At 37.4% G+C, this 26,072-nt stretch carries 41 protein-coding genes; 32 read left to right on the top strand and 9 right to left on the bottom strand.

Features of this window, described 5'->3' with window-relative positions; translation table 11 throughout:
* Positions 1-126 precede the first annotated feature (126 nt).
* The 4 genes from BGC07_RS17890 to BGC07_RS17875 form a co-directional block, all read right to left on the bottom strand.
* Positions 127-1,071 (bottom strand): ParB/RepB/Spo0J family partition protein, encoded by a 945-nt coding sequence (locus BGC07_RS17890; protein WP_069314423.1) that lies wholly within the window; start codon positions 1,069-1,071, stop codon positions 127-129.
* The gene (locus tag BGC07_RS17885) at positions 1,068-1,901 is read right to left on the bottom strand and encodes a ParA family protein (RefSeq protein ID WP_069314422.1); all 834 of its coding nucleotides are present in this window, start codon (positions 1,899-1,901) and stop codon (positions 1,068-1,070) included. The genes BGC07_RS17890 and BGC07_RS17885 overlap by 4 nt, the downstream gene beginning before the upstream one ends.
* 29 nt (positions 1,902-1,930) lie before the next feature.
* On the bottom strand, positions 1,931-2,152 hold the full coding sequence (locus tag BGC07_RS17880) for a hypothetical protein (RefSeq protein ID WP_069314421.1): 222 nt from the start codon (positions 2,150-2,152) through the stop codon (positions 1,931-1,933).
* Between the two features lie 626 nt (positions 2,153-2,778).
* Positions 2,779-3,369, bottom strand: a complete 591-nt coding sequence (locus BGC07_RS17875; protein ID WP_069314420.1) for a tyrosine-type recombinase/integrase — start codon at positions 3,367-3,369, stop codon at positions 2,779-2,781.
* A 233-nt stretch (positions 3,370-3,602) separates the two neighbouring features.
* On the opposite strand from BGC07_RS17875, the gene BGC07_RS17870 reads away from it, so the two are divergent.
* The 7 genes from BGC07_RS17870 to BGC07_RS17840 all read left to right on the top strand — a co-directional run bounded on the left by BGC07_RS17870 (position 3,603) and on the right by BGC07_RS17840 (position 7,807).
* Positions 3,603-3,977: a type II toxin-antitoxin system RelE/ParE family toxin gene (locus tag BGC07_RS17870; RefSeq protein ID WP_069314419.1), complete on the top strand. Its 375-nt coding sequence runs from the start codon at positions 3,603-3,605 to the stop codon at positions 3,975-3,977.
* Positions 3,970-4,278 carry a helix-turn-helix domain-containing protein gene (locus BGC07_RS17865; RefSeq protein ID WP_069314418.1) on the top strand — a complete coding sequence of 103 codons (309 nt, stop codon included), beginning with the start codon at positions 3,970-3,972 and terminating at the stop codon, positions 4,276-4,278. The genes BGC07_RS17870 and BGC07_RS17865 overlap by 8 nt, the downstream gene beginning before the upstream one ends.
* A gap of 153 nt (positions 4,279-4,431) precedes the next feature.
* Positions 4,432-4,686: a type II toxin-antitoxin system Phd/YefM family antitoxin gene (locus BGC07_RS17860; protein WP_069314417.1), complete on the top strand. Its 255-nt coding sequence runs from the start codon at positions 4,432-4,434 to the stop codon at positions 4,684-4,686.
* Positions 4,687-4,986, top strand: coding sequence for a type II toxin-antitoxin system RelE family toxin (locus BGC07_RS17855; protein ID WP_069314416.1), 300 nt, complete (start codon positions 4,687-4,689; stop codon positions 4,984-4,986).
* A 7-nt stretch (positions 4,987-4,993) separates the two neighbouring features.
* Positions 4,994-5,428, top strand: coding sequence for a hypothetical protein (locus BGC07_RS17850; protein ID WP_069314415.1), 435 nt, complete (start codon positions 4,994-4,996; stop codon positions 5,426-5,428).
* 26 nt (positions 5,429-5,454) lie between these two features.
* A complete protein-coding gene (locus BGC07_RS17845) occupies positions 5,455-5,667 on the top strand; it encodes a hypothetical protein (protein WP_069314414.1) in 213 nt (70 codons plus the stop codon).
* 967 nt (positions 5,668-6,634) lie between these two features.
* Positions 6,635-7,807 (top strand): replication initiation protein, encoded by a 1,173-nt coding sequence (locus tag BGC07_RS17840; protein ID WP_069314413.1) that lies wholly within the window; start codon positions 6,635-6,637, stop codon positions 7,805-7,807.
* A gap of 68 nt (positions 7,808-7,875) precedes the next feature.
* Here BGC07_RS17840 and BGC07_RS17835 read toward each other — a convergent pair whose 3' ends face one another.
* Genes BGC07_RS17835 through BGC07_RS17815 form a run of 5 tightly spaced genes read right to left on the bottom strand, consistent with a single transcriptional unit; the run spans position 7,876 to position 10,654 of the window.
* A complete protein-coding gene (locus BGC07_RS17835; protein WP_069314412.1) occupies positions 7,876-8,418 on the bottom strand; it encodes a helix-turn-helix domain-containing protein in 543 nt (180 codons plus the stop codon).
* A 47-nt stretch (positions 8,419-8,465) separates the two neighbouring features.
* A complete protein-coding gene (locus BGC07_RS17830; protein ID WP_201258197.1) occupies positions 8,466-8,912 on the bottom strand; it encodes a GNAT family N-acetyltransferase in 447 nt (148 codons plus the stop codon).
* The gene (locus tag BGC07_RS17825; RefSeq protein WP_069314410.1) at positions 8,902-9,660 is read right to left on the bottom strand and encodes a queuosine precursor transporter; all 759 of its coding nucleotides are present in this window, start codon (positions 9,658-9,660) and stop codon (positions 8,902-8,904) included. Before BGC07_RS17825 ends, BGC07_RS17830 begins: the two co-directional genes overlap by 11 nt.
* Positions 9,650-9,970 (bottom strand): hypothetical protein, encoded by a 321-nt coding sequence (locus BGC07_RS17820; RefSeq protein ID WP_069314409.1) that lies wholly within the window; start codon positions 9,968-9,970, stop codon positions 9,650-9,652. Before BGC07_RS17820 ends, BGC07_RS17825 begins: the two co-directional genes overlap by 11 nt.
* 18 nt (positions 9,971-9,988) lie before the next feature.
* The gene (locus tag BGC07_RS17815) at positions 9,989-10,654 is read right to left on the bottom strand and encodes a hypothetical protein (protein ID WP_139121841.1); all 666 of its coding nucleotides are present in this window, start codon (positions 10,652-10,654) and stop codon (positions 9,989-9,991) included.
* Between the two features lie 472 nt (positions 10,655-11,126).
* Between BGC07_RS17815 and BGC07_RS17810 the strand changes: the two genes are divergently transcribed.
* The 25 genes from BGC07_RS17810 (at position 11,127) to BGC07_RS17685 (ending at position 25,453) form a co-directional block, all read left to right on the top strand.
* Positions 11,127-12,158: a hypothetical protein gene (locus BGC07_RS17810; RefSeq protein WP_069314407.1), complete on the top strand. Its 1,032-nt coding sequence runs from the start codon at positions 11,127-11,129 to the stop codon at positions 12,156-12,158.
* Positions 12,148-12,654: a hypothetical protein gene (locus BGC07_RS17805; protein WP_069314406.1), complete on the top strand. Its 507-nt coding sequence runs from the start codon at positions 12,148-12,150 to the stop codon at positions 12,652-12,654. The genes BGC07_RS17810 and BGC07_RS17805 overlap by 11 nt, the downstream gene beginning before the upstream one ends.
* A 17-nt stretch (positions 12,655-12,671) precedes the next feature.
* Entirely contained in the window at positions 12,672-12,896 is a 225-nt protein-coding gene (locus BGC07_RS17800; protein ID WP_069314405.1) for a hypothetical protein, read from the top strand.
* A gap of 44 nt (positions 12,897-12,940) precedes the next feature.
* Positions 12,941-13,270 (top strand): hypothetical protein, encoded by a 330-nt coding sequence (locus BGC07_RS17795; protein ID WP_139121840.1) that lies wholly within the window; start codon positions 12,941-12,943, stop codon positions 13,268-13,270.
* 243 nt (positions 13,271-13,513) lie between these two features.
* Positions 13,514-13,834 (top strand): LexA family transcriptional regulator, encoded by a 321-nt coding sequence (locus tag BGC07_RS17785; protein WP_069314402.1) that lies wholly within the window; start codon positions 13,514-13,516, stop codon positions 13,832-13,834.
* Positions 13,835-13,845: 11 nt separating this feature from the next.
* Entirely contained in the window at positions 13,846-14,145 is a 300-nt protein-coding gene (locus tag BGC07_RS17780; RefSeq protein WP_069314401.1) for a hypothetical protein, read from the top strand.
* 3 nt (positions 14,146-14,148) lie between these two features.
* Entirely contained in the window at positions 14,149-14,637 is a 489-nt protein-coding gene (gene ssb / locus BGC07_RS17775) for a single-stranded DNA-binding protein (protein ID WP_268801732.1), read from the top strand.
* On the top strand, positions 14,624-14,860 hold the full coding sequence (locus tag BGC07_RS17770) for a hypothetical protein (protein ID WP_069314400.1): 237 nt from the start codon (positions 14,624-14,626) through the stop codon (positions 14,858-14,860). The genes ssb and BGC07_RS17770 overlap by 14 nt, the downstream gene beginning before the upstream one ends.
* 19 nt (positions 14,861-14,879) lie before the next feature.
* On the top strand, positions 14,880-15,146 hold the full coding sequence (locus BGC07_RS17765) for a hypothetical protein (protein ID WP_069314399.1): 267 nt from the start codon (positions 14,880-14,882) through the stop codon (positions 15,144-15,146).
* A 14-nt stretch (positions 15,147-15,160) separates the two neighbouring features.
* A complete protein-coding gene (locus BGC07_RS17760) occupies positions 15,161-15,358 on the top strand; it encodes a hypothetical protein (protein WP_139121839.1) in 198 nt (65 codons plus the stop codon).
* 80 nt (positions 15,359-15,438) lie between these two features.
* Positions 15,439-16,428, top strand: a complete 990-nt coding sequence (locus BGC07_RS17755) for a hypothetical protein (protein WP_069314397.1) — start codon at positions 15,439-15,441, stop codon at positions 16,426-16,428.
* A gap of 164 nt (positions 16,429-16,592) precedes the next feature.
* Entirely contained in the window at positions 16,593-17,201 is a 609-nt protein-coding gene (locus tag BGC07_RS17750; RefSeq protein ID WP_069314396.1) for a hypothetical protein, read from the top strand.
* Positions 17,202-17,238: 37 nt separating this feature from the next.
* On the top strand, positions 17,239-17,766 hold the full coding sequence (locus BGC07_RS17745; protein ID WP_069314395.1) for a hypothetical protein: 528 nt from the start codon (positions 17,239-17,241) through the stop codon (positions 17,764-17,766).
* On the top strand, positions 17,767-18,222 hold the full coding sequence (locus BGC07_RS17740; protein ID WP_069314394.1) for a hypothetical protein: 456 nt from the start codon (positions 17,767-17,769) through the stop codon (positions 18,220-18,222).
* Between the two features lie 85 nt (positions 18,223-18,307).
* Positions 18,308-18,607, top strand: a complete 300-nt coding sequence (locus BGC07_RS17735) for a phage holin family protein (RefSeq protein WP_077217050.1) — start codon at positions 18,308-18,310, stop codon at positions 18,605-18,607.
* 26 nt (positions 18,608-18,633) lie between these two features.
* Entirely contained in the window at positions 18,634-18,999 is a 366-nt protein-coding gene (locus tag BGC07_RS17730) for a hypothetical protein (RefSeq protein ID WP_069314392.1), read from the top strand.
* Positions 19,000-19,006: 7 nt separating this feature from the next.
* Positions 19,007-19,216 carry a hypothetical protein gene (locus tag BGC07_RS17725; RefSeq protein WP_069314391.1) on the top strand — a complete coding sequence of 70 codons (210 nt, stop codon included), beginning with the start codon at positions 19,007-19,009 and terminating at the stop codon, positions 19,214-19,216.
* A gap of 151 nt (positions 19,217-19,367) precedes the next feature.
* The gene (locus tag BGC07_RS17720) at positions 19,368-20,381 is read left to right on the top strand and encodes a DNA-methyltransferase (protein ID WP_077217049.1); all 1,014 of its coding nucleotides are present in this window, start codon (positions 19,368-19,370) and stop codon (positions 20,379-20,381) included.
* A gap of 77 nt (positions 20,382-20,458) precedes the next feature.
* Entirely contained in the window at positions 20,459-20,674 is a 216-nt protein-coding gene (locus BGC07_RS17715; protein ID WP_069314389.1) for a hypothetical protein, read from the top strand.
* A gap of 113 nt (positions 20,675-20,787) precedes the next feature.
* Positions 20,788-21,609: a hypothetical protein gene (locus BGC07_RS17710; protein ID WP_069314388.1), complete on the top strand. Its 822-nt coding sequence runs from the start codon at positions 20,788-20,790 to the stop codon at positions 21,607-21,609.
* 313 nt (positions 21,610-21,922) lie between these two features.
* Entirely contained in the window at positions 21,923-22,204 is a 282-nt protein-coding gene (locus BGC07_RS17705) for a hypothetical protein (protein ID WP_069314387.1), read from the top strand.
* A gap of 20 nt (positions 22,205-22,224) precedes the next feature.
* Positions 22,225-22,488 carry a helix-turn-helix domain-containing protein gene (locus BGC07_RS17700; RefSeq protein ID WP_069314386.1) on the top strand — a complete coding sequence of 88 codons (264 nt, stop codon included), beginning with the start codon at positions 22,225-22,227 and terminating at the stop codon, positions 22,486-22,488.
* Between the two features lie 258 nt (positions 22,489-22,746).
* A complete protein-coding gene (locus tag BGC07_RS17695) occupies positions 22,747-24,051 on the top strand; it encodes a KAP family P-loop NTPase fold protein (protein WP_069314385.1) in 1,305 nt (434 codons plus the stop codon).
* Between the two features lie 141 nt (positions 24,052-24,192).
* Positions 24,193-24,522, top strand: a complete 330-nt coding sequence (gene gapS6a, locus BGC07_RS17690; protein ID WP_069314452.1) for a GapS6a family protein — start codon at positions 24,193-24,195, stop codon at positions 24,520-24,522.
* Positions 24,515-25,453, top strand: coding sequence for a hypothetical protein (locus BGC07_RS17685; protein WP_069314384.1), 939 nt, complete (start codon positions 24,515-24,517; stop codon positions 25,451-25,453). The genes gapS6a and BGC07_RS17685 overlap by 8 nt, the downstream gene beginning before the upstream one ends.
* Positions 25,454-26,072: the final 619 nt, after the last annotated feature.

The following is a 26,072-nucleotide window of genomic DNA, read 5'->3' as shown; positions in this document are numbered from 1 at the left end:
ATTGTTTAGATTTATTGCAAGACACTCATGAGCACTCTTCTTGATAAGTAAAATTACAAATCACCAAAACCGTTGTTAAGCATAGTGTTGAGCTTGTCGCCAATTGGCGACAAGTTGAAAACTTGCTCAATCATTAGGGATTTTTTTGGAAATGTATTTCCAGGCTAAATTGCTAATTTCCTTTAGATCGTTTTCTGTCAATAGGTAGCTGTTTTTTATACTTTCAGATAATTTCAAGCTGATGTTTTGGTTGTTTAGTGATGAAGATATAGCTTTAGAGCCTGACTTTGTTTTAATGTCGTAATGGAAAGATTGTTTTTTTTGCTTTTTTGAATTCTGGCCGATATATTTTTTTGCAACTTCTTCTAGCTTAAAAATTGATAGCTCGCCTTGAATACCCAAGTAATTATCTTTGACAAATTTATCTAATTTTGATCCCAGTTTGTTAAAGATTTTCTTTTTAATGTCATCAGCTCTTCTGCTGGAAATATTGAAGCAATTAATTAGGTTGTCGTATGCTTCTAAAGCTTCAAAGCTAAACATTCTACTTAGTTCTTGCCGACCGCCTTTTATATTTAATTTGTCAATCAAATCTCCTCTGCTGGCATAAATATCATTTTCTAATAAATTTCTATAGTGTTTAAACTTACCATAATCTGTCATTCCTTCACTTTCTTCATTTTCAATTTCTTGAAGCCTTAACGCAAAAGCATCACTAAACATTTCTTCAGGATATACTTTTGCTTGAACTGTCTTTAGGTTTAATTCTTTAGAAGCAGTCCATCGTCTTTCGCCAGCTATTAATATATAACCATCCTCGGTATCAAAAACGATAATGGGCTTTAATATTCCCACTTCTTTAATGCTTGATTTTAACGCATCCATATCGCCAAATTCTTCTGGGTTACGGTTTTTGAATTCGTACCTTACAATGTGATTTGTTTTTATGTTTTTAACGTTAATTTGACTATGCAGTCCTTCAATAACTGACAGGTCCGCCTTTTCAAGCTCTGGTAGCTGCGTGCCTTTAATTGCTTTTACTGTGGTTCTAGGTTTTTCTTTTATAATCATTTATTTTCTCCAGCAATTTTTTTTTCTTTATTAGAGTTAGCTTTTGCTACTCCCCATTTTTGTGGTGAAACATTACTTATGCGGCTGAGTAATTCAAGTTTAAATTCTTTATACATATGGGTTATATTTTTTCTTGGTTTTTGAGTTGGGTTAACTAATTTTCTAACGTACTGATTATGATTAATCATTGTGTCGAATATATAAGAAGAATACATTTCTTGTATTTTTACGAAGTTATTTCTATCCATTTCTGTTGACTTGTCAAAGTCATTAATAAGCATGCCAGCTATTTTGATTTTTGAATCACCTTCTTCAATGAGGTTATCGATAGTATTAATAAGTTTTTTTATTCCTTTAGAAGAATAAGTGTCTAATTTTAGAACAATTAAGGCATAGGTAGCTGCAACTAATGCATTTTGAAGCACAATTCCTTTGCTTGGTGGACAATCTAAAACGATATAACTAAATTTATTTTGAGTGTTTTCTTGAATTTTTGATAATAATTTTTGAAGCTGTCGTAAAATACGATGAGGAGGCACTGTTGTAAATAATACATGGTCTTCTAAATCATCGCTTCCAGGTAATAGGAATAAATTATTTTCTAAATTAATTAGCTCAACCTTGTCCTCTAACAAAGCCTCTTTTACTGTTGGGCCGTCATATTCATCTTCATTAATGCCCATTAGTGTATATGTTGAGTTACATTGAGTGTCTAAATCTAGAAATAGTGTAGGAGCATCTTCTGCTAGAGCGCGAGCTAAACCTATAGATGTAGTCGTCTTACCTACGCCACCTTTCTGATTGCAGATTGCAAATATTTGTGTATCCATTGATATATACCTTGTTAAATAATGTACTGTTAATATATTTCTAAAGAATATTTGCCCATTAATATTCTTGCCGCATCGTCAGGAGCGCGTCGATAACCAGAGGAAGTGGGGTTTGTAAACCAAGTATTAACTGTAGTAGGTTTTTTCCCCGTTAACTCTGCAATATCAGCAGTAGTTAAATTATGTATCGCCTTAATCATTATTATATGAGCATTGTTTATTGCATGTTTTGTTTTTATTTTCTCGTCCATGTCTCCCCCTTTAATAAAACAACTTCACTATAATTAATATACTAATTGAATTAATATTACAACATTTAGCAATAAAATAATATGATTAAGTTGTAGCTGTGAAGAAAAGCCCTCGGAGCTAAGTTAAACAAGATGAGGGCTTTTCAGTTGAGAGGAAAGGAGGAAACTCTCAATTAATTGATAGCACAGAGAATAAAAAAAGCCTTACCACTGGGAGAGGTGAGGCATTAATTGAGTTGTCTAACAAAGTGCAATTAATTTAATGCAGGGTATGTGCCATAAAAAATAAAGCCCCGTAAGGATAACCGGGGCGGCAGTGCTCGAAAAAACAATCATCCAGTATGGAGGGTGGAGATTGTCTTTTCATATTGCCTGTGTTTAAGAAAAAAGAAAAGCCCCCACGAAAGAACGAATTGTGGAGGCCGACATAGTCTAGGGCGTCAATGCTAGTAAACACCCTTTATATAATATAGCTCAAAAACATGAATATTGGTTTTAATTTTGTTCAGGTGAAAGCTCCTAAGAAGCGTGTGCAAGCTTCTTAAGCGCTTTCAGTGTGAGTCAGTCTAGGGGATTGCCTCACATTTGAAGTTTATATTCAGATACCTAAATTGCAATTTTGGGATTTAAATAAGATCAACAACTTTCTTTTTCGCTTCGCTGTCGCCTTCAATGTAGTGCTGGGTGGTTTGTAGCTTTGAGTGGCCTGCGAGCTGCTGTACGTCTCTTAGACTGCCACCGGCTTTGATGATGTTTTTTGCCGCTCGGGTGACAAAGGTTCTACGTCCTGAGTGGCTGGAATGGCCGCTAAATTCGAGTTCTTTGTACAGGCGAGCAAACCAGTTAACGATAGTTTGCGGGCTAAAAGCGGCCTTGCGTTGCGAAATAATAATAGGAACATTCTCATGGTTTGGTTGATCGTGATTATGTAATGCAATTAGAGCCAGTTTGAGTTGCTGGTTGAGGGGGATAATGCGACCACCCGTTTCGCCTTTGCTGATGTCGTTGGTGAGCTTTATTTGGCCACCGATGTGGCAGTCTGAGTCAAAAACATTTTTCCAGCAGATATGGGCGATCTCTTTGGCACGAAGTCCAGCCTTAATCGACAACAAAAACAAAACGAGGTTGCGCTCGGGTGCGGTTGTGCTTTTGATGTAGTGGTAGACAATGCGCTCTTGTCGCTCGGAAAGAATGCGGGCCTGTTTTCGTAAACTCATGGGTTAAAACTCATTATATTAATGATTTATATGACAATAATATAACAAGTGAGAACTCGGTGCCAGGCTGTATGCGTTGATTTACTTGAAGTTGTTATAAATTGGTCCATTTATAACAAGTTGGTTTTGTGTCGTACGATACAATTTTTCTTTCAAAAACATAAAACTGCACTATTGATAAATTGTAGCACCAGGTGCTATAATTGTACTTATACAGAAAGCAAGGTGCCAGAATGCGTATTTTCAAAACTAAATTCTTTTCAAAATGGGCCAAGAAAGAAGCACTCACAGATAAAGACTTAAGTGCTGCGGTCGTGGAGATAGAGCAAGGGTTGATTGATGCAAATTTAGGCGGTGATGTTTATAAAAAGAGAGTGTCCATACAAGGAAAAGGGAAACGTGGTGGGGCACGTACTGTCTTAGCTTACAAGGTAGAAAACAAAGCGTTTTTTCTTTTTGGTTATGCAAAAAGCGTGAAGGCGAATATAAGCAGTGATGAATTAAAAATAGCCAAAAAGCTGGCTAGTGAAATGCTAGGTAGTACGGAGAGTGAATTGAAAAAATTGTTGAAAGCGGGTGCATTGATAGAGGTGAAATATTATGGCTAAGAGCTTAACAGAAGCGTTACATGAAACTGCACAGGATTTTTATGATGCTGGTGTGATGAGCGAGCAAACCATGCGTGAGTTTGATGCGATGTGTTTGCCTGAAATAAAAGAGTATACGCCTAATCAAATTAAGCAGCTCCGTCGCAAAAACAAAATAAGTCAGGCTGTTTTCGCTGCATACTTGAATACAGTGCCATCGACTGTTCAAAAGTGGGAGCAGGGACAAAAGAAACCAAGTAAATTTGCTTTGAAGTTACTTAGCTTGGTAGATCGTTACGGTATTAAGTTTTTAGCTGCTTAGCCTTTGACCTATTTATAACAATTTGACTTGGATCGTACTATCCAATTTTCTAGCTTCTCATAAACTTTTACAAGTTGCAATTGTCTATAAAGTTGTAAAAGTTTTAAATATTTTGCTATACTGTTAGAAAGTAGACGATGAGAGGTAGGTGATATGTTAAAAGTATCTATGGCAAGAGCAAGAGAACAACTTAGTGAAATTGCGCAAAAAGTACAGCACCGGGGTGAGCGCTGCATGTTCACACATTATAATAAGCCTGTTGTCGCATTAATTTCTGCTGAAGAACTTGAGCTTTTTGAAATGCTACTTGAGAAATACGAGGATGATTTGTCTGCACAAGCCTATGAAAACCGTAAAGCTGAAGAAAGTGTGTCTGCAGAAGATGCTTGGAAAGAGCTAGGTCTTTAAATGCCAACCTATGAATTACGCTTTAAAAAAAGTGCTGTTAAAGACCTTGCCAAGATCACAAAAAGCCTACCTAAATCTAAACGTCGATCACTTAAAGAGCAAATTGATTCTTTAAGTGATAACCCCAAGCCAGAAAACTGCAAGAAGCTAAAAGGATATGATAATCTATACCGTGTGAGCATGGATAATTATCGGGTTGTTTACACCCTTGAGGATGAATGCCTCTGTATTATTGAAGTGATTTTGGTTGCCCATCGTAGCGAAGTCTATAAACTATTGAAACAAATGAAAGTTAGTTGAGTAAACAATGAAAACAATAAAGCTAGAGTATGGCAGCTACAGTAATTACCTCCCAGCAGTTTATGTAAAGCATAATCTGAATGATGAGGCGATGATGTGCTTGGCATTCACGGTGGATATCTTAATTAGCAAGCAGGGTTGCAGTTATAGCGACCGAGAAAAAGAGTACTGTAAATTTCCTTTATACTGGAGAGATTTGTTAGTAGAGCATTTTGGTGCGATTAACCTAGAATCTCCGGACACTAAAAATTACCATTGCGAAGACTATATGCCTCTTATTGATTGCGGAGATGCTGGACCAGGTCGTAATGAAATTTTTAATGAGTTATTTGCTCCCTTTAATCTCAGCTATGATCAATTACAAGAAACATTTTTCAAAAGTGTTGAGCGTTATGCATCACTTGAAATTGAGGTCGACCCGTGCACGATTAGACCTTTTTAGTTGAACAGTTAGAATGTGGGTTTTTGATGCAAAAAGAAGTTGGGAATAAAACACTCGGCGGGTATTTACGCAAAATAGATCTGCTATGTGAAGAGCTTAAGCTGAGCTATCAAGTTGAGAAAGATGGCAAAGAATACGCGGTTAACATTTTTAGGGGTTATGTCAGAATACGTGTTACAAGTTTCACAAAACAGGCTAAATCGTTAGTTTTTGTATATAAACTCGTCTTTTTATCATAATAGGTAATCGCAATATTATATGGTATTTACCTTGTAAAAGGTTGGATAGATTATGAAATAGCCATCTAAAAACTCATATGGATAACATAGATATAAAATATTATAAGTAAGGAGCAATTTTAATCCTTCATCAGTTTTTCATCCTAATGAAATTGTATATAAACTCATTAAAAACTTATAGTTATGATACTTTGAAAAGAAGACGGTTTTTTATACACTTATTTCCCCTGATTTTTACTAATGCTCAGGTATTAAATTTGCAGTCTATAAAACGGAGGTTTTCTATACACTCTCATTTGATTTATAGACAAGTATTTGTACGAAAAACTTAGGATTTAAGTAGGCATATGAAACTGGTAACACGTATTCTGACATACCCCCTATAAAGAACCAAAATACAGTTTTTGATGTGCGAATAGGTTAAGCCTAACTATATGTTTATGGTATGGGTAAATGCCATATCTAATCGCCGCAACGCTTGGCGCTGAACACTTTCATAATTAATTGAAATTAACTAGATTTGCTGCTAAATTTAAGTCAGTATATATAAGTGTTTGAAATAAATTGGTAACAAATGAATTAGTGAGCAGATAGAGAAAACCCCCAACTCTTAGACTTTCCGGCAAGATTGATTAAGAGGTGAGGGCATCAGGATCACAAAACTTATACTTGAAGTGTATAAGTAAGGGTTTTTATTGTCAATAAGAAACTGACCAGTAAAAGCAAATTTTTCTCCTGAGCTTTCTCCATCTCCTGCTAGGGCAACGACTCTTGAACATGTTGTATTACAGTTACATAAAAATGTGACTGATAAAAATTCGATACGAGCCGTGGCCACATTGGAGATAATAAAATGAATAAAACGGCAACGAATCCCCCTGATTATTGGACCAAAACACCCAAACATGGGCTTAAAACGAGTTATTTATCGGCATTAAGAAAGTAATCCTCTCTTCTAGGTTGTGCCATGCAATTAAAAGAGAGGGTACTACAAACTTTTGTTAATGCTTTGCCTGAAAAGCCATACTGCTCTTTCGATTTAAAAGAGGGGGTAAAGATATGGCCAAAAGAAGGCGCATTAAAAACAAACTATATTCAGGCGAACCCACCCACAAGCAAAAGCTGGTTAATTATTGATATAGATCAGCCAGATTCAACTTTCTTATATGAAAAGCTGGGTTTGCCTGCGCCAAACATCATAAGCATTAATCGAGATAATCGCCACGTTCATTATTTCTACAATATTCACGAAGTTTATACGAGCAAAAACGCCCATACTGCGCCTCAAGAGTATTTAAAAGCCATTGAGAGAGCCTATGTTGAGAAATTAGACGCAGATAAAGGCTATACAGGCTTAATTGCTAAAAACCCTTTATCTGACGAATGGTTTACTATTTACCCAACTGATCATAAATATTCATTGGGCGAACTTGCTGAACATGTCGAACTAAAACGAGACTTTATACCATTAACTAGACAGATTCGTGAAAATGAGGGACGGAATAATGAGCTTTTCGATAAGCTAAGGTTCTGGTCCTATGCAGAAAAGAAAAATCACAACTCTTATGAGTCGTTTCATTCAGCCTGCTTAGCCAAAGGTAAAGGGATTAACGGCCAAGGCTATAACAGCGCTACTGGTTACTTACCAACCAGTGAAATTGAAGCGACAGTAAAGAGCATCACAAAGTGGACCTGGAAGCATTATAAAGGGGCAGGGACCAATACCAAGAATAGAGGTGTAATGTGCTTAAACAAAACACAGCTTACTGCTACAGAGAAGATGCAGGCAGGCGCACTATACAGTGCAGAGATAAAGCGAGGCAAAACCTTTGATAAGCTCAAACGCGCAGCCAGAGGTGCGAAGCTTGGCATTGATTTAAAGCTTAACCTAAATCAAGCCGATATTGCCCAGCGCTCTGGTATGTCACTCAGCACCGTAAAGCGTTGCTGGGTTGCGGTTTTAGATTATATTTTTAAAGGTGTCATTAGGGGTATATCAGATATAAGCGCTGGGGGTTTGGAAGCTATGGCTTTGTTTGTGGGTGAGGTGGTTAGGCTGATCTTGGATCGTAGACCTCAGAATGTGCCTTTGGATGAGGCTGATTGGTCCGATTTTGAGCTGGGGCTGGTGGAAAGGTAAAAGGGAATTGGTTTTTCAAAGTTACCTGATTCTTGAGTTATAAGTAGACTGAAAGAAAGTTTAGCTTTTTAACTATCATTTTCCTTATTCTGTTTCCAAGCGATTGCTCCTAGCCTCATAAATTCTTCAATGGCTTTTTCTTTACTGATCTTATTTTCTTTAATGCATTGGTCAAGAGAGGAGGATAAGTCTTCATTGTCTTTTAGGATTTTTATCGCCCGTTCGAGATTCTTAGTTGATATGTCACAACATTCATGGTAGTTGTAGGAGTAGAATTGATTTAGCCCGACTAGCATTGAGAAATTTACTACTTTTCCAACGGGCTGCTTGTATGAGCCAGCTATTGCAATAGTGTACTCCATAACTTGCTCATTAACGTCTATTTTTTGAGGAAATTTTGGACCTTCCCCAAGAGCAAGCCATTCTGGAGAGACGAATAATGCTTTTGCTAGTGAGAAAAGATGCTCTGGGGTGACGGTTTTTGCTGTTCCTCTTTCCCAGCTAGATACAGCACTCCTAACAACTCCTACTTTTTTGCCTAACTCTGTTTGAGTCATTTTATATTCTATGCGTAGCTCTTTTACTCGTTGGCCAAAGTAAACAGTTGACATGTGTTCATTGCTTATTACTCGTTTAATAATAACAAATAATAATTATGTTAATAGGCGACAACATGTTGTCGTGAATATATTTCGAGATCATTGATTTCTAGGTGGTCACCATTTTCCTTTAACTCTGAAAACCCCAATTCTTTATAAAGAGCTTTTGATTGGGGAGTTGATACAAGAGACCAAGTTTTAAAGTTTTGTAGCTGCTCATCACCTAAAACGCAATCCATTAAATACCTGAATATGCCATTTCCTTGGTGTTCAGGAAGGACAAAAGCATCAGTTATATAACCATAAGTGCAGTAATCTGTTATCACTCGGACGAAGCCAATAAGCTGATCGTTTGCACTGTATGCACCAAAACAGTACGAATTGTCTATTGATTTTTGCACAATCTCTAAAGGTACATCTTTTGCCCAATAACAGCATTTCGATAAAATTTTATGAATAAGCTCTATATCGAGCTTATTTTTATTTGTTGATACCTTAACCATCATTTTCATCTCGATATTTATTATTCTCTTTATTATAATTTCTTTCTAAACTGAAAAATGTGTATTTAGTATTAATATCATAAATATCAACCTGGTCTTTTTTCTTTAGATAGGAAGTAAGCCTAACTGAGAATGGGAGGCCACAAAACTCAATAAATACCTTTATTAACCACATTGTTAAGCAAAAATTTATCAAATTTTCATCATTCCAAATGCCATAAAAAGCAACGAAACCAAAAATGAATGAATCAGCAAAAGAAGCTACAACAGTAGAAGCTAAAAATCTAAAAGCTTTATGTTTTCCATTAAATTTCATTTTTAATTTAGACATCACTAAGCTATTTAATGGCTCAGCAAAAAAATAACTAGCTGTTGAAGCCAAAATAACTCTTACACTGCTATCAAATAAATTGTCAAAAGCTATATTATTAGTCTGAAAATCTGGGCTTGGCATATGTATGACAATTTGCCCATAAACTATAAATAATATATTAAATGCGAAGCCGAGCCAAATTGCCATACGTGCATTTTTGTAGCCATAAACTTCTGTGATTGCATTTGATAGTAAAAATGTAAATGGAAAAATCAATGTCCCTGCATCAGTGTTTAAATTAAGAAAACTGATTATCCTTACATCAAACCAATTTGCTAAAACTAACACCATTGAATAGCTTATAAAAAGTAACCACATACATGTTGAGTTAGTTTGATTCATTTGAAAATTTTCAATTGCTAACGGCTTAATTTTCATTAATATTCTCCATTTTTTTTAATTCAATATTATCGAATGATACGTGAAGGTTTTTTGCTACTGAATGGCCTACAGTTTGTCCAAGTTGTAATTTTTCATATTCTTCAAGCTTATTTGCTTCGTTTGAAATAAAGCTTTCGTAATCCTCTACCATGACGGTTCTGCTAAAGCTTTCTGTAAATTTTACTTCATATCCTTTAGAAGAAGTTACCAGCGATATCAACTTAACTGTTTGATTTTTAGAAAATTCTTCACCAAGGATAGTAGATGCAGCTTTATCTATCCATGATATCAAAATGGACTTAACCATATAAAATACCTTTTATGTTTATGACTTGGTGTTGGATTGTACTACAGGACCAATTATTTTACAGTCATTAATTGATACTGGTGGCCTAGTTATTTGAGATTGGTTAAAGCACTGAATTTGAATTTTTTTCTCTAAATTTGCAACTACCTTTCCTATAAGAAGTTCTACTGAACTAGAGGTTGTTTGATAAGCAACCAATGAGCCTTCCTCTACTTCTCCATTTTTATCAATAATAAAAATTGATCCTGCTGGAAAACAAGGCTCTATATGCTCTTCAGATAAAAAGCCAACAAGATCACCATTTTTGGCATTAACTTTTATATCTGCCCGCCCTAACAAGTCATTTGACCTTTCCATGTTATAGATAGGAACATCAATTTTCTTTAATAATGGGGTGGGGGTGGACTGGTCAATGAAGACTTCATTGGTCTTACTTACTAATAAATAATCTAAGCTTATTTGGAACCCGTCGCTTTGGAAAAAATTTACAATTTTTGATAGCAATTCTATTTTTGGGTTAGTATTTCTTTTCTCTTGAACTGGATGAACTAATGAATAGATCATCTTAGATGGGATGCCAGTATCACGAGCCAATTGTGAAGGATTATACTCCCCATCTCGCCGTTTTTTTAATTCTATGGCTTCTAAAAGCCGTTCCATTAATAAATTTCTATCGATAGTCACAACACACTCTTCCCATGCATAAAATTTTATGTTAACTTTTACATTGCCTACCCTGAGGTAGTTTAAGGGAAGGTTTTTGGAAGAGTCTTGCAGGACTCCCCCAAAATTATCCATAGAAATGGAACGAACGAAACAATTCCATTCTATGTGATTTAGTAGCCATTATCAACACTTCGTGTTGGTAGCGGTAAAATGATAATGAATGAATGGAGAGCAGAGATGCTGATTTCTACAGACTTTACGGACATACCACACTTAAGCACATCATCACAACGATCGAAGCGTACTTGTTAAGCAGTATTTTTTTTGTCTCTAAATATGTTTTTGATTTAAACCAGAGAAAAGTTTAACAGACTTCTTGGCCCTGATTTTAGGTCCTTTGTTAACTTTTTGGCTTTAATTGTCATAAACAGTAAGAGTAACTGCTTGTGAGCTAATAATTTTATTTAAAAATAAAAGGGAGCAACCATTAATGAATGGGGAAATTGAAGGCTTAATCACGCAAAAATTTGAGGGAAACCTGGTCCCTCATATCTGGTACAAGAACCTTAGAACGAGTGCTGGAATGGCCGACATTGTGGCTATCACAATTTTATCGGATATTGTCTACTGGTATAGGCCACGTGCAGTACATAATGATGATGGTCCTGTGACTTATCATAAGCGCTTTAAGGGGTTGTCCAAGTGGTTTAGACCCGGTTATTTTTCAAATAAGTTTGGCCTCACTTCTCGCCAAGTTGATGAAGCGCTGAGACGACTCAAGAAACAAGGCATCATAAAATATAAAAAAGAAAATATCACTACTGATGATGGCAACACCTATTTTGGTGCAGCGCGTATAATGCCCATCGTTGAGAAAGTTTTAGAGATCAGCTCATTTGAATTGTGTGCAAGTGAACAGATATCTGTCGAGCAAAATACAGATATACGTAAAAGCACACACACATATGTGCAAAAAGACGCACGCATATGTGTAAAGCCCGTTACAGATATGTGTGACATAAAAGAGAATACAAAAGAGACTTCAAAAGAGATTATTAATATGTGCACATCTGCACAAGAGTGTGTGCAAGTTGATGTGCAAAAAAATAATCTTGAAGATGGCTTTGATGAATTTTGGAAAGCATACAGACTTGGCAAAAATAGGAAGCGAGCTTTAAAGGTTTGGACGCAAAACAAGCTTTACAAAATAAAAGACCAAATCATCGAGCATGTTAAACAAACACGCCTGAGTGATTGGCAGTATCGTCCTAAATCAAAAATTCCTCACCCAAGCACGTACCTTAATGGCGAATGTTGGAACGATGAAATCATTTCAAGGGAGCAAGAAAATGCAAACAGCACCAGAAATTTGTCAACGGCTGACCTTTACGAACGAAACCTCTATGCCACTGCCGCAGCACAACCAGCAAAAGTCATCCCCAACGAAAAGAGCCGATCTGGTTTTTGCGAGGCTGACCAGTCTGTACTCGACGTTCAGCAAACAAGTGACGGTGGCTGGTGATCAGTCTGCAAGCGACTTAAAGACAAATGCTTTAAAAGCGGAGTGGGAAGAAGTTTTGACTGAGTTCACACGCAAAGAAGTGGAAATTGCACTAGGAAAATGCAAGAAACATTTTCACTGGCCGCCATCGATGAAGCAGTTTTATGAGTTATGTCAGGACTTACAGCCGGAGGATTTAGGGTTGCACCCTGAAAGTGTGGCATATCGCATCGCCTATGAGTTGATGATCATGCCTGAGAAAAGCAAGTTAAATGCATGGCCGAATCCTGTGTTGTATGCGACTGCAAAGCAAACACCCTGGGGTGGTACTGATGGAGCAAGTAGCTACCAATTATTTCTGGGAAGCTACAGGGCAAATATCAAGCGGCACCTATGGGGAGAAAAATTTGAGGCAGCACCCAACGTTTGCAAATCGCTGCCACACAAGGGGCCAAGAACAAGTAGGGTTGCTCTTTCTGAATTGGCAATGATGAGAGAAAAACTACGACTTCATTAAAAAAGAGGGAAAACAAAATGTCAGCAGCAGAAATCAAATCAATAGAGGGCTTAAGTAATCGCTGCAAACAAATTGTAAAGGCTATCGATAAATTTTTATCAGGCTATGAGTTGGCGACAAATAAAAAGCTGCGCCAATTAGCAATTAATATCGAAGATCATCATGATTTAACCCGGGCTTTAGGTTTAGAGCGATGCACAGAGATTAGCCGTCATGGCGTTGTATTGTACGGAGTGAACTAATGCGACTGAATCCAATAAATGCTCCCATTTTAAAAGAAAGGCACGTGAGATTGCCAAAAGTCTTGAAAGCCTCAAACGGTCGCGCTTGTGTGCGTTGCAAAAAATTGGATGGCACTACCGTCTATGCCCATTACACCGGAATAAGACAGCACAGCTTAGGGAAGGGAATGGCGGTTAAATGCCATGATTGTTGTGGTGCTGATTTGTGTAGCGAGTGTCACGCACACTTTGATCAGTATCGAGGTTGTGATGGCAGCGAGCAAAGCAGAATCCGCTTGAGTGAGGAGTTTTTGTATTATTGCTTGTTAACTTCAATTCGCAATCATCAAGAAGGTGTTATTGGTGAGTTGTCCTCAGTTAAAAATTATCACTAGAGGTTTGTTATGTTTGGTTGGTCTGAACGGCTCATAGAGGAGCGTGTTAGTTATGTTAGATTGCATCATGCCTCTCTGTGTTTAAAAGAATTGGCAGAGCAATGGAAGCTTGGCCAGTACGGTGTCTTTGCCTTTTTATGTGCATACGACTTGCCTTTTCTGCCATACATAAGAAATCAAAAAATAATTGCGAAGCCAAGCAAACAAGCTGCGACATTAAGATTGATTTGAGAGGGAATTAAGATGAAAGACTTTTATTTACAGGATGATTTAGCAGTTTATCAACGCTGTAGAGAACCAAAAAAGCTAACTCCGTTAGAAGAGCAAAAAAATGAACGTTTACGATTTATGCGTAAATGTGGACGTAAATTAACGCTGCGTGAAATCGCTAAAGAGTGGAAAGTATCAAGCGCCACAGCTCGGGATTTTTTAGAAGAGAACCAGTGCATTTATTCAAAAAGAGAGCAGTTAGGAAGTGGTGTCAGGCGTAAGCAGATTAAACCGTCAAAGTATACGCGCACATTAATTAGTTTGCCCATTGTTGGCAAAGTTACGCTTCATTAGGAGAAGAGAAAATGAGCAAGTGGATTGATATAAATGATAGAGAGCCAGAAGTTAAATCTGCCACAAGTGAACCTGTTACGTTTTTTGATAAATACAGAGGTGAAGTTTCAGGATGTGTTGTTGGAGGAAAATATTTTGATAAAAGATTTATAGCTTTTCATGAAAATACTGATGGCGGTATTGAGCTACAAGGTGTTATTGCATGGAGAAAATATAACTGTCCAGATTGGTTTCATAGGGATAAATATAGTGATGAGCCGAAAGAAAGAAACATACCTGAAGATGAATTAAGCATTATTGTAGATAGGTGAGTAATGATGAGAGGAGTCAATAAAGTAATCATTGTGGGTAATTTAGGGCGCGATCCTGAAATTCGCTACACCCAGTCAGGTGATGCGATTGCCAATATCACGGTTGCCACCTCCGAAAGTTGGAAAGATCGCAACACGGGGCAGCAACAAGAGAATACGGAGTGGCATCGCATTGTATTGTTTCGTCGCTTAGGTGAGCTTGCAGGTGAATATTTACGTAAAGGTTCACAGGTCTATATCGAAGGCAAACTAAAAACACGAAAATGGCAAGATCAAAGCGGGCAAGAGCGCTACATCACCGAAATTGTTGCTGACAATATGCAGTTTTTGGGCGGTAAAAACCCAAGTCAAACGCAAAACCATTCACAACCTGTGCAGCAGCCAGGATTAAACCAATATGGCAAGGAATCAAGTGGGCTATCACATCAGCCGCCACCGATAGGCTATCAAGGCGTTAAACCATTGCAAGGAGATAATAATGTACAACAGTAAGCGCAGAATTAGGTCATCCGGTGCCATTAAAAATGCAGCTATAGCGGCACAAATGGGGACTGGGAAATTACAGTTTTCGGATAATTTTCTTGCTGAGCATAAAGAAGAAGCGAAGCGCCGAGGCTCTAAGTGTAGTTTAGAGGCATTATACCATTGTCAATGTAAATGCTTGGCAGATCGACAGAAACAAAAATGTTTAAGTGTGTGCAAGCCCTTACATTAAGGTCAAGTTGGAGGTGAGGATGTCTGATACCGTAATTGAGGCAATTCAGCCTTTCCGTACAAGATGCCAGCACGGTAGGTTCCGTGTCGATCATAGAATGGCTTATGTTGAGTGTGGTATTTGTGGTGAAAAAATAAATCCTATGTGGGCGCTCCATAATATTGCAAAGCAAGAGTCCAGGTATTCATTGAGGCTTGATAGCTTGAATGCCCAATCTGAAAAGGCTGCATTGAAAAATCGTTGCAAGTGTCAGCATTGCGGAAAAATGACAAAAATCGCTAAATAATAATTTGGGAGATCATGATGGATATTCAACGATATCAATTGATTTTTTTTGAACGTGGCACATCGATGGGGAAAACCAGGGAAATTTATTTTAGCTCGAACAGCCACAGCGATGATGTGCGAAAAACAGCAAATTCTTTGGCACGCCTGCATGGTGTCGATTTATCAAAAAATTATTATTCGTTGAAATTGTACAAAGAAGAGCGTCATTGACGCTCTAAATAAGCAAACAGTCATGATCAGCCGTAGCAGCCGATAAATTCAATCATATCAAAGAACAAGGGAGACAACCAGTGAAGCTAGAAACGATAGCCTCATCTTTTACACCTAAAGGCATGAAATATGATGGTATGCCATTTCATCGGTCGGCTGGTGGAATTACTCGCCCCGAGGTGGGTGCAGAATTAGCCTTTGCTGGGCGTATTGCATCGGCGGCATTTCAAGTGAAAATATTTGATGACCAGCGCTATATTCCACCCTTAAAAGCGTTGCTCCTTGAAGAGGTTTATAAAAAATATCCTCAGACCGAATCGGCAGAGAGTTATGTAGACTTGGCGATTTATGAAAATTGCTTACACCGCAATTGTAAAGTATGCGAAGGGCGGCGTGTTGTTTCTCGTAAGCACGAAGTGAGTGGCCGAAAACGTGGACGTATTCGAGTGTCTGTAAATGAAGAAACTCGTTCATGGGAGCGGCTAGAAAAATTTTACGCTGAAGGTATAACTAGCGTTGCTACTCTTGTGAAGAAAAGCAATCTGCCAGAAGAAAAAGTGTTGTGGTATGTGATCAAAAAAGAGTACCACGACTGGGTTGCTCTAAAAGAGCAAGTTAAAAAACCAGCCAGTGAAGTAGTAAGTCAGCTTCACGTTGGCGGGCTACAAAAAAAATTCATGGACAATGACAGCCTACCTGAATGGGAAAACGACCCACTCTTAAAGGAGCGCAAAGCTTATAAAGAATCTATTGAGCAGCATTATAAATACACGTCAAACGTAAAACTCCTTGCTGAAATGTATAGTGTTAGCCCTTTAGAAATATCAAAGCGCCGCCATGAGTGGGATAATGATCTTAAACCTAAATCTACCGATGAAAGGGTTATTCCTGAGAGCCTCGATAAAACTTGCCCCAAGTGCAATGGGAGTGGCAAGGGGGTCATGTTAGAAAAAGAACGAGCTGAGTTTATCGGGATTACCTCAAAATCTTATTCTGCAAAGCACAAAAATAGATACAACTATATTTATACCCTACTGAGAGATCAACTAGACAAAATTAACGTTAATTAATCTGGAAATATGGAGATGGCCATGAAGAAAGCATGCAAACACGTTTGGAAGGAAGGCATTGGCATTACTGACGACTTGAAATTGGTAGCAACTGTTGTGTGCACAAAGTGCAAAACTGGCAAAGTGCTACCAGAAAAACCCACTGAAAGAAAGGAGGTGGCGCAATGAGTTGTACACATGAAGAGTTTATGAAAATTGCAGCAAAGCATGAAATGATAGTTGGTAATGATAATGGGCTTAATCGTCACATTAGCTTTAGCCGGTCAGGAGCGAGTGACTACTCATTTCAGCTAACAACGTGGGAAAATCATTTATGCATTAGTGGAGACATGGGGACTTATGTGTTTTGGCGAAAGCGGGATATGTTTAATTTTTTTCGTGAACCGAAAGTCCACCAAATAAACCCCGATTATTGGTCTGAGAAGCTAGATGCTGTTGGTGTTAATGATGATTGTAGAGAGTTTTGTATTGATTCTTTTAAAGCCGCACTTTTAGAGTATTTTGATGACTGTGAGTTTGATTGCCTCGAAAATAAAGAAAAAATGAGAGAGGAAATCAAAAACGAAATACTTATATGTGAAGATGAGCATGAGGCGATCGCCTACGTGCGAAATTTTGATTCACAGTATGATGAATATTTTGATTTTTATGATTTCTTTGAAAGCTGGCGCTCTTGGAAACCATTTACATGGCGCTATATTTTTTGCCTAAGAGCCACTGTATGGGGCATATCTCAATACGATGCTTATAAAGCACAACAGCAAGCGGCATAGAGATTAACAGCAAGAGATTTGTTATAGGTAAATAAAAATGACCGACACATTTTACAAAACAAACGGCACAGTAGGTACAAGCATTTTATTTTGGGCTAAAGATGCTAAGGGCTACACAACTAACTTAAATAAAGCTCATGTTTACACTCGCAAAGAAGCACAAAGTGAAATAGATGATGGAGTCCCTAGGGAACAGTACAAGGGAAGCAGTAAGTATAAAGAGTTTTTTATTAAAACAGATGATGTTGATAGATTGCTAACTTATAGAGTTGACGAACAGCATGTAGATAATAAAGACTTATATCCCAACACTAAAAGCAATGAACGCCAGTATGTTGCTTATATAAAAGATAAGTGGGATGGCAATGATTTATTTTTTGCTCGTACAGTGATTGGAACTTCTCCTGATCTGTATTGGGTAAGAGTGTTTCATCAAGTACACATAGAGCAACATGCGGATTGTTTTAAAGATATGAATATTCTGCCACTTGAAAAATGCAAAGAGCTAGAAAGGCCCACCTTTCAAGTAGAGAATCTTAATAAAGTAGAATGCTTGGGAAACTAAATGGAGCCAAAAGAAGCCGTTCAACTTAATTTTCAGCAAGCGGCTAATTTACTTGTCATTTGCAATCAAGCCGAGCCATTTATTGCTGAAGTTTTAAAGCGATTCGCAGGGACTCAAGAAATGGCGGATATTTTAACCCAACATGCACATGCAGTAGACGAAGCGCTGCAAGGTTCAAAACGTAACATCGTTTGCCCCCATTGTGAATATCGATACTTTCCTGGGGCATGTTTTGAGTCAGAGGGAGATAATTATATTTGTCGTGAATGCGGTTTAAAGTTCACGCTGAAGTGGGAAATACGAAAAATTTCAACAATGACCACAAAAAAGGTTTATGATGACAACATTAAAAACAATAGTAAAAATCCATCTATTATTGATCGTTGCTATAGTGTAAGAAAAAATATTTTAAAAAAAGTGAAAAAAGTGCTTGCAGGGGGGCGGCTTTTAGGTTAAATTTGGATGGTAAATTAATATTCTGGGATTTAACGCCCGTAAAAAATAAACCAGCCAAGCGCTGGTTTTTTTGTGCCTGAAATTTATGATAGAACCCGACCAATCCGGCTCCCTAAAATGGTTCATGTTAATTTTGCTCTGTTGGCTAGGTGCTGCATCTCGTTATGCAAATTACCTAAGTCAGACAGAAGAGAAATTTTCATGGTTAGACCTGTTTGCACGATTATTGTGTTCAGCCTTTGCTGGCATCATTACCAATTATTTGTGTATTGAGGCCGGTTTTTCTGGACCAATGACGGCGGCAATGGTCGGTTTATCTGGATATGCAGGTGTGGAGGCGATACAAAGACTCATGAATATTGTAAAGAGCCAAAATAAACTTTAAATCGGCCCAATGTAAGGAGAACCTATGTGACAGTTATTAACTCATTAACCCAAGCCTTTCCCCATTCGATTGTGGGTATTGCTAGTCTTTTAGTAATGATCGCCAGCGCACTCTGTGCGACCATTAATACGCCAAAATCCAAGGGGTTTATTTCATTAATTTACAAAATCATTGAGGCGCTTGCTTTAAATTCTTCAAAAGCAAAGCAGTCAGGTGATGCTGTTTCGGATCTTGTCAGCAAGATCAGGCAGGATATCAAAACGCACAATTGGACTGGCTCAACAGATGACTTATTTAAGTTGTTAAAAGCGGTTGAGCAGTTTGATCAAGGGGTTAAGCCAGTACCGGATAAGTCAGCAAGTAAGACTGACCCACCCGCCGCCGCAGCTTAATTAGGAAATGAACGCACTATTTAGTATTCTCAATACGCTGCTTTCGCTCGTGATGCGTTGGCAGCGTACTGAGCAATCAGAAAAACAGCAGCAAGAGTATGATGAGCTTCAAGAGAAACCTTCTAATTGGTTTAGTAAGCATTTTAAGCGTCGGGTGCGCTCAGCAAATGCCGACAAAACCACCAAAACCAACATTGCAGACGATAGCAAGAACTGATGGTGGGGTGTGCTTTGATCGAGAAGATAGCGTGAAACTTGGCAGTTACATCATGCAACTTGAAAACGGATACACTTAATCCATACTGAAAATGATATGTATTTCTACCTATTAAGCGCTTAACGGCGCTTTTTTTATTGCCGGAGCAAAAATGATTCCAACCTCAACGCTGTATAATGAGGACGCACTACACTGCATGGAGAGAATAGAAAACGAATCAATTGATTTAATCATTGCCGATCCACCTTACTTTAATGTTGTAAGCGAAAAGTGGGATCGGCAGTGGCGTACAGAAACTGAATTTATCGAATGGCTTGAAAAGGTCTTTGCTGAATTTGCCCGTATTCTTAAGCCAACGGGCAGTTTGTACTTATTTTGTTATAACCATATGTCGGCGAAAATCTCCGTTGCACTATCAAAGTATTTAGAAGTGTTGAGTCATATCGTTTGGAATAAACCAAATGGTCGCCATTTAATGGTGCAACGATCAAGCCAACGCAAATACTTTCCCCAGACGGAGCATGTGCTTTTTGCTGAGTCAAAAAATGCACCAGTCGCGCAAAAAGAAATGCTAGAGCCGTTACGCTACTACATGAATGAGTGGACACGGGCAGGACTCACCAAAAAAGAAGCTGAGCAGGTTGTTGGTTCGTCAGCACGGCATTATTTCAACGCTTCACAATGGTCATTACCTTCTAAAGAAAGGTATGAGCAGCTAAGAAGCTATGCAAGAGCAAAAGATAAAAACATTTATCCGCGTTCATATAGTGATTTACAGCATGAATACATGGTGCGGCGTAAACAAGCACGTCGGCCTTTTTCAGCGGATGAAGTTGATTTTAATACGGACCTGTGGGAGTTTAAAACGGTTGTGAGCTACAAAGGCCGGCACCCATGCGAAAAACCATTGCAATTATACGCACAAATAATTAAAGCAAGCTCACGGGAAGGCGATACAATACTTGATCCGTTTTTAGGCTCAGGGAACTCTGGAGTTTTGGCTAAAGAATTAAAGCGTAATTTTTTAGGTATTGAGATTGATCAAGAATATTTCAATCGATGTAAACAAAAAATCAATAATTTAGATGACAAATCAGCCATTTTTAACAAAACACGCAAAAAACAACCTCACACAATAGCGCTAGAGACACGATCTACACTCTAGTCATGCAATGCTATACCTATAAATTGATGCGCCTGAAAATGGCGCTTATTATCTTTTGTTTTTAAAAGGAAATTTTCATGGAAAAACAATTAGAGAAAGATACTTTAAAGTTACTGACTCGCTCATTCGATGATTTACACACATGCCTGCAATTAATTGACATGTATGGGCAAGGCTCGAAACGACAATTAGAAACGCTGAGAGATAGTTTAAATAATGTTTATGCGAAAAGCAGAACGCTACTAACTAAAAAAAGCAATCGAACTAACATTCAAGGCAAAGTGGTGCATTAATATGTTTGATCAGTGCATGCCTTTTACTCTGTCAGGCCCTTTTGTAGCATTATTGTTTGTATTATTTTGTCTTGCTTTTATAATGCTCAGTTTTAGCAAAGGCAAACGCAGAAATGAAAACGGCATTAAAAACATGGTTCAAGGTAGGGGAAAACTTTAACTTCAATAGCTATCATAACTATGTCATTGCTGGTGCGGTACCTGGATTGCTAGTTGGAGCGCTATTGTCGATTGGCTTGTTTGAGGGCGAAATTAATTTGGGACAAGTACTAGGTCCTGTTAGCGGATGGATTAGTGCGGTTGCCACTATCTCTATTCCTTTAATATTGTTTATATCAAATAGAGGAAAAGATAATCGTGAGCAAAGGAAAAAAGAAATAAATGAATTAACAGATATTTTGAGCAAATATTTTGATCCATTAAAAAGAGAAGCTATTTACACAAATTCTATATACGATCTTAACGAAGTGCTTCGTAATATGGGTGCAGATCCACTCTTACTAAGATACAAGCACTTGAAAGTCGGTAATCTTGTCAACGATTTATTGCTAGAAATTACTGAAAAAGGTAAAAGGTGTTCACGGAATCTGCAAGAGGTAGGAGCTTTTAGTAAAAAAGTAGGTAAAAAATATATAAATGATCCAGATATATTCAAAAAGACTTGTGCTCTTCAAATTCGCTTAGAAAAGATGGTGGAACTTCATAGTTCTATGAGTGACAAATTTTTTAATATAAACGATGCACTTTTAGACTTAGAACACCGCAAACTATTTAAAGAGATAGTAAGTGATTTTTTTCTACAAGATAATAATTATACGCAAGATGATCTTTATAAGGTTATTAAGGTCTGTGAAACGATTCAAGAGCTACATTTAGGCTTTGATTGGGAAGTTAGGCTAAATGACTTCATCGTAAATTTATATAAAGAAATTTAACATCAAATGTGAATGTAATTGGTATATATGATTTTATTTTTTGAATATTAAATGAGCTTTATTTCATATATTTTTAAATAGTGCGATTTCCTTCCGGGATAAGTATTTAAAAAATAGAATAACATTTGATTTTAAATTGAATGTTGGGCTGTGGGGGTGGATTTGTTCAGAATCGTTGCCGACCTTCATACGGGGTATGTGGAAGAATTTCTTTTGTAAAAATAGAACAAAGTTCTTGATTTATATGTAACTATGTTCTATAGTAAGTACAAGAGTTAAGGAAAACCTTAACTTTAAACAAAGGAGATAGATCATGATTTCACAGGCACTTCAACAAGCTCAAACATTCCAACAAGTCGTCGATATGATTAATGCAGCAAATAACGATGAGTCAATCCCATATCATGGTGGGGTAGATTGTGCCAATACAGGAGATGAATTAGCAGGACAATACGCTTACGATGCTGCTGACGAAGCAGGGTACGGAATAGATGAACATAACCTTGAGGCTCACTTAGAGCTTTTAAGTGAAGCGGGTGCAAAATTTGATCACAGTAAGGCAATGGCTGAAGCAATGCGTATAAAAAAGTCATAGCCCTGCGAAAAGCCCAGCATATGCTGGGCTTTTCTCAAGCGGGGATAGATAAAGCCGTTGCTTTACGGCAAGCTCGTCAGATACTAGGTTTTTCTCAAGGGCAATTAGCTAGGGAGCTAGGATGGTCAGCTAAACAAGTGTCTAATCTTGAAACAGGGGTTAGACAAATTCAAAAGCAAACTGAATTAGCAATAGAAACTTTGTTACGCAGATCAGGGAAGTGGGATAGTTTTTTATCAAAAATAAGGATAAATGTTAGCGGTTTGATAAAAAGCAGCGATTAAACGATGAAATGGGTAGATGGGGTCGTAACCCCACGTTCACTGTTGAGATAAAGAAAATATCCGACCAACCAATAGTTTAAAGGTACACGAGCATATGTTACGTTTAAGGCGAAAGTGTAACATATGCTTTTAAAGGGCAAAGAGCCGCAAGCTGCGCTATTCTAACCATAACTGCATAAGCGGGGGTGAGCAGTATTATAAACATTGGTTGCCTAATGTTTGATGAGTTAAAATACTCTTTTAAGGTGAGTTATTACCATGGAAGTCCAACAAGAGCTTGAAGCAAAAGATACTTTAGAAAGAGCAGATTTAGCAGATAAACTTATAAATCTTATACGGTCGAATATAGATTTATCACCGCTATTAGTAGATGGGTTTTGGGGGACAGGAAAAACAACACTGGCTGAATTAATAAAAAGGAATCTAGACTCTAGTAAATCTAAATATGTTTACATAGATGCTTTTAGATTTGATCATAGCCGTGATCCTTTGGGGGTTTTAGTAGGGCGCATAGCAGAAAGCATCGAGAAGAAAAAAGGCGATACACTTGTTAAGGCAGCGATACCAGCAGTGAAGCACTCTTTAAGAATAGCAGCAAAAGCCGGAGTTTCTTATTTATTAAGAGCAGACTGTGATGAAATTGCAAAAGAGTTTCAAAACGCCATTACTGAAGGTCTCGATCAGACTGTAAAATCTATCATTGATGGACATCGAGAAGAAGAAAGTAATATTGCTGCTTTAAAAGAAGGGCTGTTAAAGGCAACAGAAGGGCAGGAGTTAATAATTATTATTGATGAGTTAGATAGGTGTAGGCCCGATTTTGCTGTTGCTATGCTTGAGAAGATAAAACATGTATTTGATATAGCTAACGTCAAGTTTATTTTAATCGCTAATTCAGAACAGCTTATAACATCTATCCAACACTCATATGGTAGCTCACTGTCTGAAGCTGGACGTTACATTGATAAGTTTATTAAGTTTACGTTTAAATTACCTTCACAAACGAAAAACAATCTTCATGCTGTAGAAGTACACATACAGAGTTTGTTAGAAAATGATAAGAACCTTGAAGAACTTTCGAAAGAGGGGTATATCTTTTTATTAAGTAAACTTATTAAAACCCGTCAACTTTCACTAAGAGAATCTGAAGATTTATTTAGATATTTAAAGATTTATTGTCATCTATCAGGTAAACCTTTTAAGTATCCTTACTACTTTAGCCTGATATTTATATTTTCTATTTACATACATTGCTTTTACTCTTCATTTTCACAAAAAATATTAGATGGAAATGCAACTGTTGATGAGCTTTATGAAATACTGGGCATGGAATACAAGCACATAGAGGATACAGATACTCATAGAGATAAGATTCTTCATATTTTAGCAGGATGCTATATTTTCGCACTTGAAGATAAGCCTTTTGAAAAGAAGGTGGAGTTCCATAGTGATAAATGGTCTGATGAAGTTATGAAATGTTTTGTGTCCACTTCTGTGTATGGCATAGATGACTTAAAAGGAATAGTTCAGCAGCCAATTAAAACCTTGATGCTTATAGGCTAAGCTTAGGAAGGTACTCCTTAGGGGGTGGGCGTTGTACGGTGCCACACACCGCGGGTTTCGCGGCGCTGATTTTTTGTTTTTCATGGTTTTGTTTGATGCATGTTAGAATCACACTTATTTAAATTTAAGTGGATATTGGTTATGGACTTCGTAACAACAACAATACTTTCTGGTTGCATATATGATCTGTTTAAAAAGAGCTTGGAAATTGGAAAAGAAAAACTCAAGCAATCATTAAAGGAATACGTATTAACTGATGAAATTGCAACACAGCTTTCAAATGAGCTTAATAAACTAGACTTGAACTCTGATATGAGTGAATTAGCTATTGATAAAAAGCTTAAATCATCACAAGATATTATAAACATGCTGTCGAGTATACCAAGACAGAATGTGACGCACACAGTAAACCAGGCTCATTATGGTATTGGTAATAATATTAACGGGGATATAAATATAAGCCATGGATGAAAAAACAATAAACCAAACTCATAGTGGGGTCGGCCCTAATATTAATGGAGATGTTACTATCTATGTGACCGCCGGTACAATAGAAAAGGTAACAGATCAGACAGCTACTCTTGTTCAGTTCGGTTTTGACTTAATTTTTAAGGGTTATCTAACATCCATAAAATCTTCGAAACTTACACTTATCGTTGCTGATTTTATTAAAGGTGACTTTGATGGATTGAAAGATTTTTGCAAAGATTATAAAACATTATCTCCTGATGAAAATTTTATTATTATTGAGTCGGAGTCGGACGCCAGAACTCTAAATGATTTAGAGTTCATTTGTTCAACAAAAGAATTAGTTCTCGATCTACTTCCAAATACTAAGATTGAAGATGTAAATAAAATCGGCTTTTCTTTGTCTTTTGAAAATGGTGATCTATCAATTGAGAATGGTAAATTGAAGACAGTTTCTGGCAAAGACTTAGCTCTTCAACAGCTGTCAATCGCGCTGGGGTTGGTCAAAGGCGAGTATTTCTTGGACTCGTCCATAGGGTCACTTGTTTCCCAATATTATTGGGATTATAAACACGACTTAGCTCTACTTTCAAAATTGATTAAACTTGAATATATTCGACTGTCCCGCATTATTGCAGGTCGCCAACAGAAATCGCCCCCACTAAACTTTATTAAACGCTTTGATAGTGTCACAGTGAAGAGTGAAGCGCTAGAGGATAACCAAATCACATTATTAATTGATTTAACCTTTAGCGATGATGAACTTTGGAGTGGTGAAATTAAAGTCCATATCGCAGATCAAGAGCATCTAGAGAAGGTTAAGGAAAAATCTAATAATAGATATTCACAAGATCAGCCGACAGTAGATAGAGGTTATGTGGAAGCTAAAAAAGTAGATATAAAGATTGATGTTGATGCTCCTAAGTTTGTCTAAAAATTATTATTATGGATTTGATGAAAGACTGTTTTCTTCATAACAACAATGGCTCTAGCAGGGCCTATATGCTTACTTTGAGTGAAGGCAACCCTGAGATTATTGAGAGCTGAGTGGTCTTGGGGGTGGTTAGATGGAGTTAACGCTATGGTAAGTTTGGCACCACCATAGCGGCCAATCAACAACTTGCAACTGTTAATATTATTTGGCGGAGGGATTATCCGCTAAAGCTCTACCGATGTCAAAAACATCATGTACTGTAGAAATTTAGGGTCCGTACTATCATGTGGTGGCTATGCGGTGGGGAACACCGCGTGATTTGAGTCTGTGATTTTTTTCAAAAGTTGATGTCCGCATGTCCGCTTTTCAAATCGTGGAACACGCATAAAACCTAAAAATTTACCGTGAAACAGCGGACATTTCTCCAATTTAAGCGTACGAGCTTTTTTTACAAAAACCTAGGATTCATGCGGCCTGTAGCCGATTTTAGGCGGACATGGCCTGGGTGTACGAGCTTTTTTTGAAGAAAGTGAGTATTTATGCGGCTTTCAGAAGATTTTAGGCGGACATGGATGACTAAACTATAGTTAATTTAGGTATAACATAGCGTAGCTTGGAT

Source organism: Piscirickettsia litoralis, from assembly GCF_001720395.1.
GTDB lineage: Bacteria > Pseudomonadota > Gammaproteobacteria > Piscirickettsiales > Piscirickettsiaceae > Piscirickettsia > Piscirickettsia litoralis.
Note: the sequence above shows the minus strand (reverse complement) of the source record. Positions and strands in the feature narration are given on the sequence as shown.

Bases quoted from the DNA above. Each gene is read 5' to 3' on its own strand.
- BGC07_RS17875 (WP_069314420.1), bottom strand. From the start codon at position 3,369: ATGAGTTTACGAAAACAGGCCCGCATTCTTTCCGAGCGACAAGAGCGC.
- BGC07_RS17845 (WP_069314414.1), top strand. From the start codon at position 5,455: ATGCAAAAAGAAGTTGGGAATAAAACACTCGGCGGGTATTTACGCAAA.
- BGC07_RS17735 (WP_077217050.1), top strand. From the start codon at position 18,308: ATGATAGAACCCGACCAATCCGGCTCCCTAAAATGGTTCATGTTAATT.
- BGC07_RS17750 (WP_069314396.1), top strand. From the start codon at position 16,593: ATGAGTTGTACACATGAAGAGTTTATGAAAATTGCAGCAAAGCATGAA.
- BGC07_RS17825 (WP_069314410.1), bottom strand. From the start codon at position 9,660: ATGAAAATTAAGCCGTTAGCAATTGAAAATTTTCAAATGAATCAAACT.
- BGC07_RS17850 (WP_069314415.1), top strand. From the start codon at position 4,994: ATGAAAACAATAAAGCTAGAGTATGGCAGCTACAGTAATTACCTCCCA.
- BGC07_RS17880 (WP_069314421.1), bottom strand. From the start codon at position 2,152: ATGGACGAGAAAATAAAAACAAAACATGCAATAAACAATGCTCATATA.
- BGC07_RS17885 (WP_069314422.1), bottom strand. From the start codon at position 1,901: ATGGATACACAAATATTTGCAATCTGCAATCAGAAAGGTGGCGTAGGT.
- BGC07_RS17720 (WP_077217049.1), top strand. From the start codon at position 19,368: ATGATTCCAACCTCAACGCTGTATAATGAGGACGCACTACACTGCATG.
- ssb (WP_268801732.1), top strand. From the start codon at position 14,149: ATGATGAGAGGAGTCAATAAAGTAATCATTGTGGGTAATTTAGGGCGC.
- BGC07_RS17710 (WP_069314388.1), top strand. From the start codon at position 20,788: ATGAAAACGGCATTAAAAACATGGTTCAAGGTAGGGGAAAACTTTAAC.
- BGC07_RS17860 (WP_069314417.1), top strand. From the start codon at position 4,432: ATGTTAAAAGTATCTATGGCAAGAGCAAGAGAACAACTTAGTGAAATT.
- BGC07_RS17865 (WP_069314418.1), top strand. From the start codon at position 3,970: ATGGCTAAGAGCTTAACAGAAGCGTTACATGAAACTGCACAGGATTTT.
- BGC07_RS17820 (WP_069314409.1), bottom strand. From the start codon at position 9,970: ATGGTTAAGTCCATTTTGATATCATGGATAGATAAAGCTGCATCTACT.
- BGC07_RS17715 (WP_069314389.1), top strand. From the start codon at position 20,459: ATGGAAAAACAATTAGAGAAAGATACTTTAAAGTTACTGACTCGCTCA.
- gapS6a (WP_069314452.1), top strand. From the start codon at position 24,193: ATGGACTTCGTAACAACAACAATACTTTCTGGTTGCATATATGATCTG.
- BGC07_RS17765 (WP_069314399.1), top strand. From the start codon at position 14,880: ATGTCTGATACCGTAATTGAGGCAATTCAGCCTTTCCGTACAAGATGC.
- BGC07_RS17855 (WP_069314416.1), top strand. From the start codon at position 4,687: ATGCCAACCTATGAATTACGCTTTAAAAAAAGTGCTGTTAAAGACCTT.
- BGC07_RS17835 (WP_069314412.1), bottom strand. From the start codon at position 8,418: ATGTCAACTGTTTACTTTGGCCAACGAGTAAAAGAGCTACGCATAGAA.
- BGC07_RS17695 (WP_069314385.1), top strand. From the start codon at position 22,747: ATGGAAGTCCAACAAGAGCTTGAAGCAAAAGATACTTTAGAAAGAGCA.
- BGC07_RS17870 (WP_069314419.1), top strand. From the start codon at position 3,603: ATGCGTATTTTCAAAACTAAATTCTTTTCAAAATGGGCCAAGAAAGAA.
- BGC07_RS17700 (WP_069314386.1), top strand. From the start codon at position 22,225: ATGCTGGGCTTTTCTCAAGCGGGGATAGATAAAGCCGTTGCTTTACGG.
- BGC07_RS17800 (WP_069314405.1), top strand. From the start codon at position 12,672: ATGTCAGCAGCAGAAATCAAATCAATAGAGGGCTTAAGTAATCGCTGC.
- BGC07_RS17780 (WP_069314401.1), top strand. From the start codon at position 13,846: ATGAGCAAGTGGATTGATATAAATGATAGAGAGCCAGAAGTTAAATCT.
- BGC07_RS17760 (WP_139121839.1), top strand. From the start codon at position 15,161: ATGATGGATATTCAACGATATCAATTGATTTTTTTTGAACGTGGCACA.
- BGC07_RS17890 (WP_069314423.1), bottom strand. From the start codon at position 1,071: ATGATTATAAAAGAAAAACCTAGAACCACAGTAAAAGCAATTAAAGGC.
- BGC07_RS17725 (WP_069314391.1), top strand. From the start codon at position 19,007: ATGAACGCACTATTTAGTATTCTCAATACGCTGCTTTCGCTCGTGATG.
- BGC07_RS17785 (WP_069314402.1), top strand. From the start codon at position 13,514: ATGAAAGACTTTTATTTACAGGATGATTTAGCAGTTTATCAACGCTGT.
- BGC07_RS17685 (WP_069314384.1), top strand. From the start codon at position 24,515: ATGGATGAAAAAACAATAAACCAAACTCATAGTGGGGTCGGCCCTAAT.
- BGC07_RS17810 (WP_069314407.1), top strand. From the start codon at position 11,127: ATGAATGGGGAAATTGAAGGCTTAATCACGCAAAAATTTGAGGGAAAC.
- BGC07_RS17740 (WP_069314394.1), top strand. From the start codon at position 17,767: ATGGAGCCAAAAGAAGCCGTTCAACTTAATTTTCAGCAAGCGGCTAAT.
- BGC07_RS17705 (WP_069314387.1), top strand. From the start codon at position 21,923: ATGATTTCACAGGCACTTCAACAAGCTCAAACATTCCAACAAGTCGTC.
- BGC07_RS17830 (WP_201258197.1), bottom strand. From the start codon at position 8,912: ATGATGGTTAAGGTATCAACAAATAAAAATAAGCTCGATATAGAGCTT.
- BGC07_RS17745 (WP_069314395.1), top strand. From the start codon at position 17,239: ATGACCGACACATTTTACAAAACAAACGGCACAGTAGGTACAAGCATT.
- BGC07_RS17840 (WP_069314413.1), top strand. From the start codon at position 6,635: ATGCAATTAAAAGAGAGGGTACTACAAACTTTTGTTAATGCTTTGCCT.
- BGC07_RS17770 (WP_069314400.1), top strand. From the start codon at position 14,624: ATGTACAACAGTAAGCGCAGAATTAGGTCATCCGGTGCCATTAAAAAT.